Annotated in this window: 17 protein-coding genes; 10 read left to right on the forward strand and 7 right to left on the reverse strand. The window is 62.8% G+C overall.

From position 1 onward, the window contains the following. Window positions 1-338: 338 nt before the first annotated feature. From BGO62_RS02930 to BGO62_RS02960, 7 genes are all read right to left on the reverse strand, one after another. Window positions 339-3467, reverse strand: coding sequence for an efflux RND transporter permease subunit (locus tag BGO62_RS02930; protein ID WP_296639137.1), 3129 nt, complete (start codon window positions 3465-3467; stop codon window positions 339-341). After that, window positions 3464-4954 carry an efflux RND transporter periplasmic adaptor subunit gene (locus BGO62_RS02935; RefSeq protein ID WP_296639138.1) on the reverse strand — a complete coding sequence of 497 codons (1491 nt, stop codon included), beginning with the start codon at window positions 4952-4954 and terminating at the stop codon, window positions 3464-3466. Before BGO62_RS02935 ends, BGO62_RS02930 begins: the two co-directional genes overlap by 4 nt. Further along, window positions 4954-5469, reverse strand: a complete 516-nt coding sequence (locus BGO62_RS02940; protein ID WP_296639140.1) for a TolC family protein — start codon at window positions 5467-5469, stop codon at window positions 4954-4956. Before BGO62_RS02940 ends, BGO62_RS02935 begins: the two co-directional genes overlap by 1 nt. After that, window positions 5361-6266 carry a TolC family protein gene (locus BGO62_RS02945; RefSeq protein ID WP_296639142.1) on the reverse strand — a complete coding sequence of 302 codons (906 nt, stop codon included), beginning with the start codon at window positions 6264-6266 and terminating at the stop codon, window positions 5361-5363. Before BGO62_RS02945 ends, BGO62_RS02940 begins: the two co-directional genes overlap by 109 nt. A 113-nt stretch (window positions 6267-6379) precedes the next feature. Continuing rightward, window positions 6380-6733: a hypothetical protein gene (locus BGO62_RS02950; RefSeq protein ID WP_296639144.1), complete on the reverse strand. Its 354-nt coding sequence runs from the start codon at window positions 6731-6733 to the stop codon at window positions 6380-6382. 71 nt (window positions 6734-6804) lie between these two features. Then, on the reverse strand, window positions 6805-8199 hold the full coding sequence (locus BGO62_RS02955) for a heavy metal sensor histidine kinase (RefSeq protein WP_296639146.1): 1395 nt from the start codon (window positions 8197-8199) through the stop codon (window positions 6805-6807). Next, entirely contained in the window at window positions 8196-8888 is a 693-nt protein-coding gene (locus BGO62_RS02960; RefSeq protein ID WP_296639148.1) for a heavy metal response regulator transcription factor, read from the reverse strand. The genes BGO62_RS02955 and BGO62_RS02960 overlap by 4 nt, the downstream gene beginning before the upstream one ends. A 162-nt stretch (window positions 8889-9050) precedes the next feature. On the opposite strand from BGO62_RS02960, the gene BGO62_RS02965 reads away from it, so the two are divergent. The 10 genes from BGO62_RS02965 (at window position 9051) to BGO62_RS03010 (ending at window position 15966) form a co-directional block, all read left to right on the forward strand. Then, window positions 9051-10880 carry a copper resistance system multicopper oxidase gene (locus BGO62_RS02965; RefSeq protein ID WP_296639165.1) on the forward strand — a complete coding sequence of 610 codons (1830 nt, stop codon included), beginning with the start codon at window positions 9051-9053 and terminating at the stop codon, window positions 10878-10880. Between the two features lie 23 nt (window positions 10881-10903). Then, window positions 10904-11971 carry a copper resistance protein B gene (locus BGO62_RS02970; protein ID WP_296639150.1) on the forward strand — a complete coding sequence of 356 codons (1068 nt, stop codon included), beginning with the start codon at window positions 10904-10906 and terminating at the stop codon, window positions 11969-11971. Between the two features lie 47 nt (window positions 11972-12018). Next, complete coding sequence (locus BGO62_RS02975) at window positions 12019-12543, forward strand: cupredoxin family protein (RefSeq protein ID WP_296639152.1); 525 nt, start codon at window positions 12019-12021, stop codon at window positions 12541-12543. Between the two features lie 113 nt (window positions 12544-12656). Beyond that, window positions 12657-13094: a DUF411 domain-containing protein gene (locus tag BGO62_RS02980; protein WP_296639155.1), complete on the forward strand. Its 438-nt coding sequence runs from the start codon at window positions 12657-12659 to the stop codon at window positions 13092-13094. A gap of 11 nt (window positions 13095-13105) precedes the next feature. Next, complete coding sequence (locus BGO62_RS02985; protein ID WP_296639156.1) at window positions 13106-13441, forward strand: copper-binding protein; 336 nt, start codon at window positions 13106-13108, stop codon at window positions 13439-13441. Then, complete coding sequence (locus BGO62_RS02990) at window positions 13441-13962, forward strand: hypothetical protein (RefSeq protein ID WP_296639158.1); 522 nt, start codon at window positions 13441-13443, stop codon at window positions 13960-13962. The genes BGO62_RS02985 and BGO62_RS02990 overlap by 1 nt, the downstream gene beginning before the upstream one ends. Before the next feature lie 70 nt (window positions 13963-14032). After that, window positions 14033-14302: a hypothetical protein gene (locus tag BGO62_RS02995; RefSeq protein WP_296639160.1), complete on the forward strand. Its 270-nt coding sequence runs from the start codon at window positions 14033-14035 to the stop codon at window positions 14300-14302. A gap of 171 nt (window positions 14303-14473) precedes the next feature. Next, a complete protein-coding gene (locus BGO62_RS03000) occupies window positions 14474-14938 on the forward strand; it encodes a hypothetical protein (RefSeq protein ID WP_296639162.1) in 465 nt (154 codons plus the stop codon). 162 nt (window positions 14939-15100) lie between these two features. Continuing rightward, a complete protein-coding gene (locus BGO62_RS03005; protein WP_296639164.1) occupies window positions 15101-15418 on the forward strand; it encodes a thioredoxin family protein in 318 nt (105 codons plus the stop codon). Window positions 15419-15726: 308 nt separating this feature from the next. Next, window positions 15727-15966: an SHOCT domain-containing protein gene (locus BGO62_RS03010; protein ID WP_296638918.1), complete on the forward strand. Its 240-nt coding sequence runs from the start codon at window positions 15727-15729 to the stop codon at window positions 15964-15966. Window positions 15967-16416: the final 450 nt, after the last annotated feature.

Here is a 16416-nt window from a genome sequence, read left to right on the forward strand (position 1 = left end):
CCGGCCATGGGCTAGAAGAGCCGCTGAACGGCCGCTTGTACGGCTGGGGTGGGCTGCCATCCCAGCCGAAATCGTGTTCATGCAGTTGATGCACGTCGATCTCACAGCAGGCGGATCGCGGCGAGGCCGACGCGGCTGCCCAGATAGAGCACGATGGCGGTCCACCAAGGGTTCATTCATACCTTGGCGCTCCGCGTGTACTCAACCGGCGCAGCGTCTGCGTTGCACTGGCTTCGAAATACCTGGATGACATGGCGCTTCGCCTGCTGGGCGTCAGGCTCGTGGTTCACCCCGGCCTGGGCCGACAGCCGTCTATCCGCTGCTGCGGGGGATATTCTTCATTGGCGGCTTTTCCTGGGGCGGCGCATCAGCTGGTACGCCGCCGGCACGACAAACAGCGACAGCAACGGCGCGCTCAGCATGCCGCCCACCATGGGGGCGGCGATGCGGCTCATCACCTCGCTGCCGGTGCCGCTGCCCAGCAGGATGGGCAGCAGGCCGGCGACGATCACCGCCACTGTCATCGCCTTGGGGCGCACGCGCTGCACCGCGCCTTCGCGGATGGCGTCGACAAGGTCGGCTTCGCCGGTTTGGCCGGCGGCTTTCTTCGCTTCCCAGGCGTTTTTCAGATAGAGCAGCATGATGACGCCGAACTCGGCCGACACCCCGGCCAGCGCGATGAAGCCGACGCCAGTGGCGATCGACAGCTGGTAGTCCAGAGCGTAGAGAAACCACACGCCGCCGGTCAGCGCGAACGGCAGCGTGGCCATGATGAGCACGGCTTCGTCGAAGCGGCTGAAGGTGAGATAGAGCAGCACGAAGATGATGAGCAGCGTGGCCGGCACGACGAGCTTGAGCCGGGCGTTGGCGCGCTCCATGAACTCGAACTGGCCGGAATAGGCCAGGCTCATGCCGGGTTCGAGCCTGACCTGGGCGGACACCGCAGTCTGCAGGTCGGCCACGGTGGACGCCAGATCGCGCCCGCGCACGTCGACATACACCCAGCCCGAAGGCCGCGCATTCTCGCTTTTGAGCATGGGCGGGCCGTCGGTGACCTTGACGGTGGCCACCGTGCCCAGCGTGATCTGGCTGCCGCTCGGCGTGAGGATGGGCAGCGCGGCGAGCTTGGCGGGTGTGTCGCGCCATTCGCGCGGGTAGCGCACGTTGATCGGATAGCGCGCCAGACCTTCGACCGTTTCGCCGATGTTTTCGCCACCGATGAGGTTGGCCACCGCCGACTGCACGTCACCGATGTTCATGCCATAGCGCGCCGCGGTGGCACGATCGATGTCGACGTCGATGTAGCGGCCGCCGGTGAGCCGCTCGGCCAGCGCGGACGACACCCCGGGCACGGTCTTGGCGATGCGCTCAACGTCCTGGGCGATACGGTCGATATCGGCCAGATTGCTGCCGGCGATCTTGACCCCGACCGGGCTCTTGATGCCGGTGGCGAGCATGTCGATGCGGTTGCGGATGGGAGGAATCCAGATGTTGGCGAGTCCCGGCACCCTGACCGCGCGATCGAGTTCCTCGACCAGCTTGTCCGCCGTCATGCCCGACCGCCATTCTTCACGCGGCTTGAACTGGATGATGGTCTCGAACATTTCCAGCGGCGCCGGATCGGTGGCGGTTTCGGCGCGCCCGGCCTTGCCGTGGACGCTGGCCACCTCGGGCACGCTCCGGATCAGCCGGTTGGTCTGCTGCAGAAGTTCGGAGGCTTTTTGCGCCGACAGCCCCGGCAGGGCCGACGGCATGTAGAGCAGGTCGCCCTCGTCCAGCGGCGGCAGGAATTCGCCGCCTAGGCGGCTCATCGGCCACAGCGCGGTGAGAAAAATCAGCACGGCCGCAGCCATCGTGAGCTTCGGATGTCTGAGCACGGCGTCCAGCAGCGGCTGGTAAGCACGAATCAGCCAGCGGTTGAGCGGATTCTTCGTCTCGTCGGGAATCCGGCCACGGATCCAGTAGCCCATCAGCACCGGAACCAGCGTCACCGAGAGGCCGGCAGCGGCCGCCATGGCGTAGGTCTTGGTGAAGGCCAGTGGGCCGAACAGCCGTCCTTCCTGCGCTTCCAGCGTGAACACCGGAATGAAGGAGAGCGTGATGATCAGAAGCGAGAAGAACAGCGCCGGGCCGACCTCGCTGGCCGCGTCGGTCACCACGTTCCAGCGCGTCTCGCCTTCCAGCGTTTCGCCGGGATGCGCGTGGTTCCAGAGCTCGATTTTCTTGTGGGCGTTTTCGATCATCACCACCGCCGCATCGACCATGGCGCCGATGGCGATGGCAATACCGCCGAGCGACATGATGTTGGCGTTGACACCTTGCTGACGCATGACGATGAAGGCGATCAGCACGCCCAGCGGCAACGAAACGATCGCCACCAGCGATGAACGCAGATGCCATAGGAACACCACGCACACCAGCGCCACCACGATGAATTCTTCGATCAGCTTGTGGGTCAGGTTATCGATCGCGCGATCGATCAGCTTGCTGCGGTCGTAAGTCGGCACGATTTCGACGCCGGGCGGCAGGCTGGCCTTGAGCGTGTCGAGCCTGGTTTTCACGGCCGCGATGGTCTCGCGTGCGTTCTTGCCCGAGCGCAGCACCACGATGCCGCCGACGGCTTCGCCTTCGCCGTTGAGTTCGGAAATGCCGCGCCGCATTTCGGGGCCAAGCTGGATGTGCGCCACGTCGCCCAGGCTGACCGGCGTGGTGCCGGCCAGCCGCAGCGGAATGTCGCGAAAATCGGCGATGTTCTTGAGATAGCCGCTGGCGCGCACCATGAATTCGGTCTCGGCCAACTCCAGCACGGCGCCGCCGGTTTCCTGGTTGGCCGAACGGATCGCCTTGATCACTTCATCGTGCGTGATGCCGAAGCTGGCGAGCTTCACCGGATCGAGCACCACCTGATACTGTTTGACCATGCCGCCAACGGTCGCCACTTCGGCCACGTTGGGCAGGGTTTTCAGCTCGTACTTGAGAAACCAGTCCTGCAGGGTGCGCAGTTGCGCCAGATCGTGCTTGCCGCTGCGGTCGACCAATGCGTACTGATAAATCCAGCCCACCCCGGTGGCGTCCGGTCCCAGCGCCGGCACCGCGGTTTCAGGCATCCGGCTCTGCACCTGGCTAAGATATTCCAGTACCCGCGAGCGTGCCCAATAGAGATCGGTGCCGTCTTCGAAAATGACGTACACGAAGCTGTCGCCGAAAAAGGAAAACCCGCGCACCGTCTTCGCGCCCGGCACCGAGAGCATGGTGGTGGCGAGCGGATAGGTCACCTGGTTTTCGACGATCTGCGGCGCCTGCCCCGGATATGCGGTGCGAATGATGACCTGCACGTCGGACAGGTCGGGCAGCGCGTCGATCGGCGTGGTCTTCACTGACCAGATGCCCCAGGCCACGGTGAACAGCGTCGCCAGCAGGACCAGAAAACGATTGGCGACCGACCACTTGATGAGATGGGCTATCACTTGGCGCCTCCGGTCTTGTCGAGCTTCTCAACCAGCAAGCCATCGTCTGTTTCACGAACACCGACGCGCACCCGGTCACCTGCCTTCAAGCCCTTGACGAGTTTTGGGTTGGCCAGTGGAAACTCCATCGTCATGCCGGGCATCGACAGCGTTTTGAAGGGGCCGTGAGAAAGTGTCACATAGGCATCGGAGACTTCATCAATCACGGCACCTGCCTCGTGCAGCGCAACCGATGCGGGCATGGCTGCGGCCGAGTCGGATCCTCGCGCCACAATCCCCTGCAGACTCGCTTCGGAATCGATCAGGAACTGGCCGCTGGCGACGATTTTCTGACCTTCGTCGAGACCGGACAAAATGACGGTGTCGGTGCCGGACTCGGGGCCGAGGATGACTTCGACCGGACGATAATGTCCTTCTGCTTCGGCCACGATGACAAGTGCACGGCGACCGGTGCGGATCACCGCTTCGGTCGGCACGCGCAGTGCAGATTCGCCACCACTGCTCTTGAGACTGACCTGCGCGGACAAGCCCGGCCGCAAGCGTCCGTCCTTGTTGGACAGTTCAACCCGCACCCTGAGCGCACGGGCGGCATCGTTCAGCGTCGGCAACAGCGCAGTGACACGGCCCTGCACCGGCTTGCCTGGAAACGCGGCAAAGGCAGCCTCGGCGGTCTGTCCCACCCGCACCAATCCGGCCTGGGCTTCCGGTACGGCCACATCGAGCCATACCGTGCCGATGCCGTTGATGCGGGCCAGGGTCTGGCCGGCCATCAAGGTCATGCCGGGTCGTACGTCAAGTGCCTGGATCACACCGCCGCGTGGGGTGGTGATCGAGATGCGGTTTCTAACCTTGCCGCTTGCGGCCACCTCTCGAATCAGGCTTTCGGGCATGCCGCCCAGGCGCATCCGCGCGCGCGCAGCCTCTTCCAGCGAGGGCTCACCCAACGCCTTCAGCGCCAGATATTCCTCCTGCAACGCAGCCCATTCCGGCACCAGCAGTTCGGCGATAAACGCGCCGGAACCGATCACGTCATTGGGTGCCAGTCTGGCCACGCGTTCCACAAACCCACCGGTGCGCGCCTGCACGATGGCCACATCGCGCTCGTTGTAATCGACAATCCCGGTCGCCATCACATTCGAGTCCAGCGGAGCGCGCATGACAGTGACCAGGCGAACGCCCAGGTTCTGCGACACGCCCGGATTGATTTTCACGGTCGATGCATCGCCGCCTTCGTCAGCGTATTTGGGCACCAGTTCCATGTCCATGAAGGGCGACTTGCCGGGCTTGTCGAACTTCTGGGTCGGGACCATGGGGTCGTACCAGTACAGCACGGCGGGTCCGCCTGGTGCGGCGACGGCAGAGGTTTCCATCCCGCCGCCCGGCGCCTGGCGTCTTTCCCACCACAGGCCAGCCGCCACACCTATCGCGAGCAGCGCAACAACGACGACGAAACCCGACACTGTTTTTTTGATCGTTTGGCGGCTCATTATTTTTCTCCAGACAAATTGGGTTCGCTCTTGGCATGGTCGCCATAGGCGTAATACAGCCGGGCGGCCATCTGCCGACGCTCGCCTTCGAGCGCGATGGCGATCAGTCCGGCGTCGATGCGTTCGCGCCGCGCCATCACCAGATCGGCGAGTTCGCCCGTGCCGCCGCGCCAGGCGGCCAGCGCCAGCGCCGCTTTTTCGTCGGCCAGCGGCAGCAGCACGTCGCGCTGCCGCGCGACCGCCCGGTCGAGGCGCTGGTATTCGGCCAAATCCGTCTCCAGCATCGCCGCGTGTTCGCGCAGCACGGCTTCGCGTTCCGCGTCGAGCGCCGCCCGCTCGGCCTGCCTCGATGCAATCTGCGGGTCCTGGCGCGAAGCGGCAAACACGGGCAAATCGAACGTGACGTTCACCATAGCCATATCGCCGAACTGCGAGCCGCGCTTCGCGTACGCCAGTTCCAGTGCCCAGTCCGGTTTCTTGTCGGCTTTGGCTTCGGCCACCTCGGCGTCCAGCACGCGTCCCTTGGGGTCGAAGATCGCCAGCTCCGGATGCCCGTGCAGTGCGTGTTCAAGCGTGTCGCGCGCAATGGGCCAGTCCGGCGCCGCCCCGTTGAGGGGCGCCGCTGCACGCGGGCCCACCCAGCGTTTGAGCGCGGCAATGGCTTGCTGACGGCCTGCCTGCGGCGCGCGCCGAGTTCGTCGCGTCGTGCCTCGATCAGTGCGGCCTCCTGCCGCGGCGCCACCGCTTCCAGCGCGCTGCCCTTGCCGCCGGCGATGCGGGCGCGCACGCTGGCCTCGAACACGCGGTTCTCCTCGACCAGCGCATCGATGCCTGCCAGTTGCCGCTCGACGGCGTCGCGCGCAATCCAGGCCAGCGCCGTTTCCCGTAGCACCATGAGTCGGGTAATGCGGGTTTGCGCTTCCGCCTGCGCAACCCGCCCGCGCGCCGCAGCGACGCGGGCGTCGCGCTTGGCCGCATTGGGGAAATCCTGCATCAGGCCGATGCGCCGCATGGTCATGAAATCGCGGCTCAGGCTGAAGCGGTCGGGGCCTTCGATGGGCAGGTTGTCGATGCCGAGCGCAAGTTTCGGGTCGGGCAGTGCGCCCGCCGGAATCGCCGCCTGGCGGGCCGCATCGATCTGCGCCGACTCCGCACGCAGCACCGGGGTTTCGCGCACGGCCAGCGCCAGTGCGTCGTCGAATGAAAGCGGCCCGGCGCAGACCGGTCCGGCGAAACCTGCCCACACGAGCAGCACAGCCGTAGGGCAAACCGGGGGCCGCCACAGGCGGGCGGCAGACTGGGGAATGACCATGTTCCAACTCCTTGCGAGAACGGCGACCCTCGGACCGGCAACGGTGGGAGGACGCGAAACGGCCGCAGCGGCGTCCGCTCGGGCGGGCGCAGTGCAGCACTCGGTTCAGGGAGTCAGCGTTGGGCTGGCGGTCGCCAGGCGGCGGCCGGGTCGAAGGAAAACATGTCCGCAGCGATGTGCGGGAAGCGGGTGGCCGGAACCGGTTCCTGCGGCAGCAGGCCGGAGGTGTACACCGAAAAATGCTGGCCGCCGGTCTGGCAGGGCTGACCGGACTTGCAGGTCTTTCCGGTCTTTGCGGCGGTCTCGGCATCCTCGCAGCAATCGTGCGCGGCATCGGCATCCACCAGCGCCATCATGGCGGCGGCTCCCATCGGGCAGGGCACCAGCGGCTGCGCGAAATGCGCGTAGCCCTGCAGCGGAACCGCAATGGAAAGCAGCAGGAAGAGGAATACCCGAAGTCGACGCATGGTTTGACTTTAGCGTGTGCGGCCCAGCCAGGCAAGGCGGCATACGAAGTCGTTAGCAAGAGACATGGACATTATCTCGTCAAGGCCGGCAAGGTGAGCTGGAACTGTGTCGCCTGGCGGGTGGATACGGCCTGGATCGAACCCCCATGCGCGTCGATGATGGATTTGACGATGGCAAGCCCCAGCCCGGCGCCATCGCCTTTGCGTTGACGCGAAGGGTCGATGCGGTAGAAACGGTCGAAGAGCCGGGGGAGGTGCGCGGCCGGGATTTCGGGGCCGGGATTCTCAACGGTAATGACGGCCTTGTCGCCGTGCATCGCCAGCGATACGCGCACGGTCTGGCCGGATGGCGTATGCCGGATGGCGTTCGACAGGAGGTTGCTGAGCGCACGCCGCAGCATCAGCCGGTCGCCCGGCACGCTGGCCGATCCCGCCAGGGCCAGCGAAACGCCGCGCTCCTCCGCCCACGCTTCGAAATAATCGAACAGGCCCTGTGTTTCATCGGCAAGGTTGACGCTTTCCCGGCCCGGCGTGAGAAGGCCATTGTCGGCCTGGGCAAGATAGAGCATGTCACCGACCATCTGTGCCATGCGTTCGTATTCTTCCAGGCTCGAGTACAGGACTTCCTTGTATTCGTTGTTGTCACGCGCACCGGAAAGCGCCACCTGGGTCTGCGTCATGAGATTGGAGATAGGCGTGCGCAGTTCATGCGCGATGTTGGAGGAAAACTCCGAAAGTCGCCGGAATGAATCATCCAGACGGGCCAGCATGGCATTGAAAGCGGCAGCAAGCGGCATGAGTTCGGCCGGAAGCCCCGAAGCCGGAAGGCGCGCGCCGAGACGTTCGGCCGAAATTCCAGCCACGGTGTCGGTGACCCGGCGCAAGGGCAAGAGCCCCCATCGCGTAACGATCCACCCTAGGCCCGCCATGGCCAGAGCGGCCAGGGCAATGGCGATTCCCAGCACCGAACGGAACGTGTCCATGAAAACCGCATGCTGCTCGATGTCCTGTGCCACGGCGAGGGTGTAGGGCCCGCCGCTGCCTGCCGTGATTGACACAGCCATCCCCCGATGGCTGACGCCCTTATGCTCCCATTGATGCAAGGTCCCATCCGTGCACGCTGCGGGCCGCGCCCGGCAGGCTTGCAGCAGCGTGTGCGGAAAATTCGCGCCCGAGGTGGCGAACCAGATATTCCCCGTCGCATCGGTCACGGCGACGGCGAGCCCATGATGGCCCACCAGGGCGTCGTCCAGTTGATGCGGCAGGCGGTCCAGAGCTTTACTGTTCGAGGCTTGGGTGAACAGGTTGCGGACGAGCTCAAGCTTGCCGCTGAGTTCGATCCGGTCCTCCTCTTCAAAATGGGCTTCCACCTCCTGCGTCAGAAAATAGCCCGTTACAAGCAGGACCAGCGCCGCGGCCACGGCAAAGAGCAGGCTGATCCGGGCGGTCAGCGAGAGGGATTTCATCGGGCCGCGCCGTCCGCGCCGGCTTCCAGCACATAGCCCATCCCGCGCACGGTGTGGATGAGCCTGGATTCAAAATCCTCGTCGATCTTGACCCGCAGCCGGCGTACCGCCACGTCGATGACGTTGGTGTCGGAATCGAAGTTCATGTCCCAGACCTGCGAGGCGATCAGGCTGCGCGGCAGCACTTCGCCCTGACGGCGCAGAAACAGCTCCAGCAGGGCAAACTCCTTGGCGGTCAGTTCGATCTTGCGCCCCGCCCGCGTGGCGCGTCGCCGCAGCAGATCGAGTTCCAGGTCGGCCGCCTTGAGGACGGTGGATTCCAGGCTGTTATGTCCACGGCGCACCAGGCTGCGCACCCGGGCCAGCAGCTCGGCAAAGGCGAAGGGCTTCACCAGATAATCGTCGGCCCCCAGTTCCAGCCCCTTGACCCGGTCCTCGACCTGGTCGCGCGCGGTCAGGAACAGCACCGGCATATCCACACCGGCCCGGCGCACGCCTTCGAGCACCTGCCAGCCATTGAGGCCAGGCAGCATCACATCCAGGATCATCAGGTCATAGTGCCCCGCCTTGGCGAGTTCCAGCCCGTCCCATCCGTCGCGCGCCAGGTCCGTGACGAAGCCGGCCTCGGTGAGTCCCTGCTTCAGGTAATCGCCCGTCTTGGGCTCGTCTTCGACGATCAGGATTTTCATGTTCAGGAGACTAACTTGGATGGCTGCATCCTGCCACAGCCCACGCCTGCAGAGGCGCCGCATTACAGATTTGTAATTCAGCCGTCAGTTTGATGTTGGGTGTGCCCCTTCAGGATGCAGTCAAACCTGAACAGGAGAGCCGCTCACATGAAACATTATTCGATGCCCCATTCTTCACTTTCCTTGGCAGTGCCGGATTTGCCACGCCGCCGCTTCGTTCAGGGGCTTGCGGCGGGCGGTCTTCTGCTTGGCTTACCGTCAGCCATCAAGCCGGTCTGGGCGAATGCCGCCGCCACCGCGACAGGCAGCGCCCCGGTCCTCCAGGGTACGGAATTCGATCTCGTGATCGCGGAAACGCCAGTCAACTTCACCGGGACGCCGCGCATGGCGACGACCATCAACGGTTCGATTCCCGCACCGACGCTGCATTGGCGGGAGGGCGATACCGTGACCATCCGCGTCACCAACCGGCTCCCTGTGGACACGTCTATTCACTGGCACGGCATTCTCTTGCCATTCGAGATGGACGGGGTGCCGGGAATCAGCTTCAAGGGCATCCCGCCGGGGGAAACGTTCACCTACCGCTTCAAGGTGGAGCAGACCGGCACCTACTGGTACCACTCGCACTCCGGCATGCAGGAGCAGACCGGCATGTACGGCGCCATCGTGATCGAAGCGGCCGGCGGCGAGACGATCCAGGCGGATCGCGACTATGTCGTGCAGCTGTCGGACTGGACCGACGAAGATCCGATGCGCGTCTTCGCCAAGCTCAAGATGCAAGGCGACTACTACAACTTCAACCAGCCCACGGTGGCCGATTTCTTTCGCGATGTCTCGCGCGACGGATTCAAGGCGGCGCTCGACAAGCGCAAGATGTGGAACGAAATGCGCATGAGCCCGACCGATCTGGCCGATATCTCCGCTTACACCTACACCTATCTCGTTAACGGCACCCCCCCGGCCGCGAACTGGACCGGGCTGTTCCGGCCCGGCGAGCGCGTGCGGCTGCGTTTGATCAACTCCGGTGCGATGACGTTTTTCGACGTGCGTATTCCCGGACTGAAGATGACCGTGGTGCAGGCCGACGGCCAGGACGTCGAGCCGGTGTCGGTGGACGAGATCCGCATCGGCGTGGCCGAAACCTACGACGTGATCGTCACCCCCAGGGATGACGCCTACACGATCTTCGCGCAGTCGATGGATCGCACCGGCTTCGCGCGCGGCACGCTCGCCACCCGTCACGGGCTGACTGCCGCGGTGCCGAAACCGGATAAGCCCGAATGGTTGACCATGGCAGACATGATGGGCGACATGGGCGGCGGCATGGCCGGTATGGATCACGGCAGTTCCGGCGGCATGAACGGGATGGCCGGCATGAGCGGCATGAATCACGGCGGCATGGCCATGGACCACAGCAAGCACGCCATGCCGGCCGCAACGGCCATGGACGGCACATTGGCGAAACCCAGCACGCAGGCGCGCCACGCAAAAACCGAATATGGCCCGAGCACCGACATGCGGGTGGACATGGCGCGCACCAATCTTGACGACCCCGGGATTGGCCTGCGCAACAACGGCCGCCGAGTGCTCACCTACGCCGATCTGCACACGATAGGCGGGCCGATCGACCCGCGCGGCCCCGAGCGCGAGATCGAACTGCATCTGACCGGCAACATGGAGCGCTACGCCTGGTCCCTCGACGGACTCGAGTTCGGCAAATCCACGCCCGTGCATTTCCGCTATGGCGAACGGCTGCGCGTGATTCTGCACAACGACACCATGATGACCCACCCCATGCACATGCACGGGATGTGGAGCGAACTGGAAAGCCCGGACGGGCAGTTCCTGGTGCGCAAGCACACCATCAACGTGCAACCGGCGCAGCGTGTCAGCTTCCTGGTCAGCGCGGATGCCCTCGGCCGCTGGGCCTGGCACTGCCACCTGCTCCTGCATATGGATGCGGGCATGTTCCGCGAAGTGGTGGTGGCGTAAGCGCCGACAGCAACGAGAGGAATATGAAGATGACAAACAAGCGAATGAATGTACTTGCAATGGCAATCATCGGCCTTGGCGTGACGCCTGTCTGGGCGCAAACCAGTCCCGCCGCCGAGACGATGGATCATGCTCAGCATCAGGGTGCGCCGTCTCCTGACGCGGTCAAGTCCAGGTCGGCCCAGGATGCGATGCCGACAATGGACCACAGCGATATGGATCACAGTGCAATGCCCGGCATAAAACCGGAAAAGCAAACTGCCGTTGAAATGCCGGGCATGGATCACGGCAGCCCGTCGGCACCGCAGCAGGCTTCGGCGGCAATGGATCATGGCGAAATGAACATGCAGGGTGGGCCTGCCCCCTCCGACGCACGCGACCCGCATGCCTACTCGGGTGGCTACACCCTAGACAGCGGTAAATACGCCCTGCCGGGACCTCGCCAGCTTCGCCTTGCCGATGAGCACAGCTTCGGCAGCCTGCTGGTTGACCGCCTGGAACGCGTGGACACGCGCGAGGGGAATGCCACCGCCTACGAAGCCCAGGCCTGGTTCGGGCGCAACTACGACCGGCTGGTCGTCAAGGCGGAAGGCGATTATGGAAAGGGCAAGCTGCAGGAAGCGCGTACCGAGCTGCTCTGGGGGCATGCCATCGCCACATTCTGGGATACGCAACTGGGCGTGCGCTACGACAGCGGCGTGGGCCCCGATCGCGGCTGGCTGGCCTTCGGTGTGCAGGGCCTCGCACCTTACTGGTTTGAGGTCGATGCGGCGGCCTATGTCGGCGACAAGGGCAGAACCGCGTTCCGCCTGGGTGCGGAGTACGAGCTGCTGCTCACGCAGAAGCTTGTCTTGCAGCCTCGCCTTGAAATCAACGCCTACGGCAAAAGCGACGAGGCACTGGGCATCGGCAGCGGTCTTTCCGACGGCGCGGCGGGCTTGCGCCTGAGATACGAATTCACCCGCCAGTTCGCCCCCTATGTCGGCGTGGAGCGCGTCGGCAAATTGGGCAAGACCGCCGACCTGGCCCGCGCGGCGGGCGAAAAAACAGATGAAACACGCTGGGTTGCCGGCGTGCGTTTCTGGTTCTGATGTATTGCAATGACGATCGAATCACTCAACCCATTAGGAGAAACACAATGAAACTGAAGACACTGTCGATTCTGATTTTTGGCGTGCTACCGGCGATTGCCCTGGCGGCGGGAGACCACGCTGGCGGGCATGGCATGGCTGGCCACAAGACAATGCCAGGCGGCCATGACATGTCCGCCATGGCGAAGGCGGCACCTGCGTCGATGACGGGCAAGCCAGGTGACCCGGCCAAGGTGGACCGCACCATCGAAGTCACCATGGACGATGCCATGCGATTCACCCCTGACAACATCAGCGTCAAGGCCGGCGAGACCGTCCGCTTCTTCGTCAGAAACACCGGCAGAATTCCGCATGAAATGGTGATCGGCAGCCTGGATGAGCTCAAGGCGCACGCCGACATGATGCGCAAGATGCCCGGCATGGAGCACGCCGAGCCCAACATGATCACGCTGAAGGCCGGCCAGCGCGGCGGCATCGTCTGGCAGTTCGACAAGCCGGGGACCGTGGATTTTGCCTGCCTGATCCCCGGTCATCTGGAGGCCGGCATGGCGGGCAAGGTAAGGGTTGAGTGACGGCAGTATTCCGGTCTGGATCGAAGATGACACAAATGTAATCCATCTGTCAGCTTGATGTGGCGAACCCCATTCCATACTGAACTCAATCCTCAACCAAGGCCCGTACCCGTATGAAAAATCTTGTTGCCAGCCTGCTCGTCCTGGGTCTAGCCCAGGCCGCCTGGGCCGCCCCGACAACCCCGGTGATCGATGTCTACAAAAGCCCGACCTGCGGGTGCTGCAATAAGTGGATCGACCACCTCAAGGCCAATGGCTTCACGGTCAGAGCCCATGACACCGAAAACGTGGCGGCGCACAAGATCCGTTTGGGCGTGCCGGCCGGATACGGCTCGTGCCATACCGCGGAGGTCAATGGGTATGTGATCGAAGGCCACGTTCCGGCGAAGGAAATGAAGCGTCTGCTTAAGGAAAAACCGCGTGCCCGCGGCTTGGTCGTACCGGCCATGCCGGCCGGTTCGCCCGGAATGGAAATCGGAGACCGCAAGGACGCCTATGACGTTTTTCTCGTGAACCAGGACGGGTCCACCCGGACCTATGCCCAATATTGAAAGGAATGAACATGAAACCTATGCTGAATACCCTGGCGCTTGGTTTGAGCCTGACCCTCGGACTGCCCGCCTGGGCTGAAACGCAGCACGAACGCCATGTCGCGGCTGGCGATCATTCCACCGCACTTGCCGAAGGACTGGTGAAAAAAATCGACAAGGCCCAGGGCAAGCTCACCCTCAAACATGGCCCCCTGGCAAACCTGGAGATGCCCGGGATGACCATGGTTTTCCGGGTTGAGGATGCCAACTGGCTGGATCAGGTCAAACCCGGCGATTCTGTCCGGTTCCTCGCTGACCGGGTGAATGGTGTGTTTACCGTGACCCGGCTCGAAGTTGTCAAACCGTAATGTTCATTTTTCCCCACGTAAAGGAGTCAACCATGACACGCCATGCACTCGTTGCCACCCTGATGCTGTCCGTCTTTGCCATGCAACCCGTATTCGCAGATGACGCTCACCATCCCGATCAAAAAGCCGGCGCGGCCACGCCCATCACCGATCAAACGGTCCAGAAAATGCAGGTCAACACCAAGCGCATGCAAAGTCAGCTGGAACAGATGGCCAGGTCCAAGGACCCGGCCCAGCGCCAGAAGCTGATGCAGGAGCATATGCAGACCATGCAGGAAAACATGATGGCTGGAAAGAGCAGCATGGCTGGCGCTGGCGGCGGCATGGGCATGATGGACTGCCCGATGATGAAAGACGGAATGATGGGCGGCGGCATGGGCATGATGGGAGGCAAGGGCGGCATGGGCATGATGGGCGGCGACGACATGATGGCCAAGCGCATGGAGATGATGGAAAAGCGCATGGACATGATGCAGATGATGATGCAGACCAATATGGGCAAGCCACAGGGCGGCCAGTAAAGCCGGGCCGGGATGGCCGTTTCGACGGAAACGGCCGTGGTGTTTCTTAACCGAATAGAAGGAACAAGTCATGAAATCAATCATTACGTTCACTACCCTGGTCCTGCTGGTGGCACCGGCCTGGGCATATCACCAGGACAATGACCCAGATCAGAAACAGAGCATTACCAACGTGCATGCCAGTCATTTCCCCCACGTTGAGGGGGACAGTCATGCCCCGGAAAGGGGTGAAGGCGACGCATATGGCTCGATCCTGCTCAATATTCAGGCGGGCGAGCGGCATGTTCCCCATAAGCCCGGCGATAACCATGCAGCTGAAAAAGGGAATGGGGACAGCTAGGGCCCGGCACTAAACAGTCGATCTGAAAATATGTGACAGGAGGCCCCGGCATTGCAGTTCGCTTGGGCCTCTACGTGTGCCACGTTGTCATGTGGCTATCTGGAGCAAGGGGGCGCAAATGTGGGGCTTTGAGCACTACGGCATGGGGTAAGGCTGACAATGAAACCTGTCTTGAATGTACTGCTGACACTGACCACGATCGCGGCTAGCGTTGCCCTGGCCGGTCAGACGCGGCAGCTGTCCATGCCACCAAGCTTCGCCGAGAAGCTAGAGCCAGAGGCGGTGTTAAGCGCCTATCCCCTCGGCGTCATCCCCAAACAAGCCGCTTTCAGCCACCACGGTAAAGCCCTCCGTACCTTGATTCTGCCCAATGGAAAGGAAGGTTGGGTATACCAGGTGGGCGGCAAGCAAGCTCAAACCTACCAGCATCCCACAAGGGAAAAGCATACCGTGTACGAAACCGGGCCAGGTAACGGTGTGCGCACCTATACCCTGATGTTTGACGACAAGGGTGTGGTCATCGACGTGCTTTACAACGAGAAAGGGCGGCACGACGGCCTCACTGCCCTGCAGGTGCAGCGCAAGGTTCGCGGCGATGGCACTCCTCGCAAGGACGAGGGCCGCGACGTGAAATGACAAAGGCCATGACGCAAAGAAAGACGGCAGGGCTGAACAATTGATGAAATGAAAAATGTTTAGTGATATGTCATGGCCAGCACCGGCGATGGATGAAGCGGCACCGAACAATGATGGATAGTTTTTTGCCCTTACACCGCATCGATAGCCATCGCGAAACCCATGGTCTACCTTCGTGCGACGGCGACAATCAGGGAATCGACGATGACAGCCAAGTCGGATAAGGGCGTCTACCCTATAGGAGATCAAGTCATGAATGTCAGGATTATTGCTACACACGATTGCAGCCACTATCGCAACCTTGAACGTGAGCTCAAGGACTTGGCTGTCGTCTACGAAGTGTTGTTCGTAGAGGACCATCCGGAAATCGTCGAGCGATATAGCATCAGGCACTCCCCCAGTTTGGTTGTAGATGACGAAGTGGTGTTCCGCCGCCAGCCAACTGAAGATGAGCTGCGAGCGCTCTTCAAGCGTAGCTGAGGTCACCGTGAGGCGCGCAGCATTTGGTTGGATAGGTTTTCTGCCTGTTCTGGATCGGGACCATCTTCGCAATTGCCGCCCTGATTAACTGAACGCCAGGCAAAGCGTCGGCTAAGTGGTTTGTGGTGGCCCTAAAAGTTATTAGCTGTTTACAACCGCAGCCTGCCCCTTGCGGGTGCATGCAGGAATCTAGTTAGATCAAGCGCCTGGGCCCGGCCTCAGCCGGGGTGACGACTGGTTCAGGATTTCCTAAGCGTATTGCAATCGAGCAGCCGGAAACGGCCGGAAGTGATGACAGGAGAACGACAATGATGGACGGTTATGGCATGGCAGGCGGTTTCGGATTCGGCGGGATTTTCATGATCCTGTGGTGGGTGCTCATCATCGTCGGCGTTGTCGCGCTGGTGAGATGGGTGGCCACGTCGTCCGGCGGTGACGCGCGCAGTGGCGGCGACAGCAAGGCGCTGGACATTCTTAAGCAACGGTATGCGCGCGGCGAAATCGACGAACAGGAGTTTCAGAAGAGAAAGCGCGATCTGACCGAGTAGACGGGCAACCCCGGGCGGACTGCGCATCCTGTTTGCAGAAAGGAGAAGAAATGAATCGGAAACACGGATTCTGGATCGCTTTGTGGGTGGTTCTCGTCGTCGTGACGGGATGGCTCGCATTCGGCCATGGCGGCATGGGCTACGGGCCGTGGCATGGCTAGGGACGGATGGGCGCCTGGGACAGCGGCTATCGTGCAGACCGCGGTCAGGGTGGGTACGGCATGGGACCCGGAATGATGGGGGACACGGCGCCGGGCCAGGGATGGGGCATGGGCAGGTTCCACGGGATGATGGGCCCGTATGGCGCGGGGATGCCGGGGATGGGCGCCGGAATGGGCTTAGGCATGACGCCCCCTGATCTGACGTCCGAACAGGCGCAGAAGATCGACCAGCTGCAACAGGAGGCCCTGGCGCGCACCCGCAGCCTGGCACAGCAGCTTTGGGCTGCGC

This window comes from Thiobacillus sp. 65-1402, assembly GCF_001897685.1.
In the GTDB taxonomy this organism is placed as follows: Bacteria; Pseudomonadota; Gammaproteobacteria; order Burkholderiales; family Thiobacillaceae; genus Thiobacillus.

What these genes read in the sequence shown, in the direction of transcription:
- BGO62_RS02935 (WP_296639138.1), bottom strand. Translation starts at nt 4,954, where the DNA reads ATGAGCCGCCAAACGATCAAAAAAACAGTGTCGGGTTTCGTCGTCGTT.
- BGO62_RS02945 (WP_296639142.1), bottom strand. Translation starts at nt 6,266, where the DNA reads ATGGTCATTCCCCAGTCTGCCGCCCGCCTGTGGCGGCCCCCGGTTTGC.
- BGO62_RS02950 (WP_296639144.1), bottom strand. Translation starts at nt 6,733, where the DNA reads ATGCGTCGACTTCGGGTATTCCTCTTCCTGCTGCTTTCCATTGCGGTT.
- BGO62_RS02955 (WP_296639146.1), bottom strand. Translation starts at nt 8,199, where the DNA reads ATGAAATCCCTCTCGCTGACCGCCCGGATCAGCCTGCTCTTTGCCGTG.
- BGO62_RS02960 (WP_296639148.1), bottom strand. Translation starts at nt 8,888, where the DNA reads ATGAAAATCCTGATCGTCGAAGACGAGCCCAAGACGGGCGATTACCTG.
- BGO62_RS02965 (WP_296639165.1), top strand. Translation starts at nt 9,051, where the DNA reads ATGCCCCATTCTTCACTTTCCTTGGCAGTGCCGGATTTGCCACGCCGC.
- BGO62_RS02970 (WP_296639150.1), top strand. Translation starts at nt 10,904, where the DNA reads ATGAAGATGACAAACAAGCGAATGAATGTACTTGCAATGGCAATCATC.
- BGO62_RS02975 (WP_296639152.1), top strand. Translation starts at nt 12,019, where the DNA reads ATGAAACTGAAGACACTGTCGATTCTGATTTTTGGCGTGCTACCGGCG.
- BGO62_RS02980 (WP_296639155.1), top strand. Translation starts at nt 12,657, where the DNA reads ATGAAAAATCTTGTTGCCAGCCTGCTCGTCCTGGGTCTAGCCCAGGCC.
- BGO62_RS02985 (WP_296639156.1), top strand. Translation starts at nt 13,106, where the DNA reads ATGAAACCTATGCTGAATACCCTGGCGCTTGGTTTGAGCCTGACCCTC.
- BGO62_RS02990 (WP_296639158.1), top strand. Translation starts at nt 13,441, where the DNA reads ATGTTCATTTTTCCCCACGTAAAGGAGTCAACCATGACACGCCATGCA.
- BGO62_RS02995 (WP_296639160.1), top strand. Translation starts at nt 14,033, where the DNA reads ATGAAATCAATCATTACGTTCACTACCCTGGTCCTGCTGGTGGCACCG.
- BGO62_RS03005 (WP_296639164.1), top strand. Translation starts at nt 15,101, where the DNA reads ATGGTCTACCTTCGTGCGACGGCGACAATCAGGGAATCGACGATGACA.
- BGO62_RS03010 (WP_296638918.1), top strand. Translation starts at nt 15,727, where the DNA reads ATGATGGACGGTTATGGCATGGCAGGCGGTTTCGGATTCGGCGGGATT.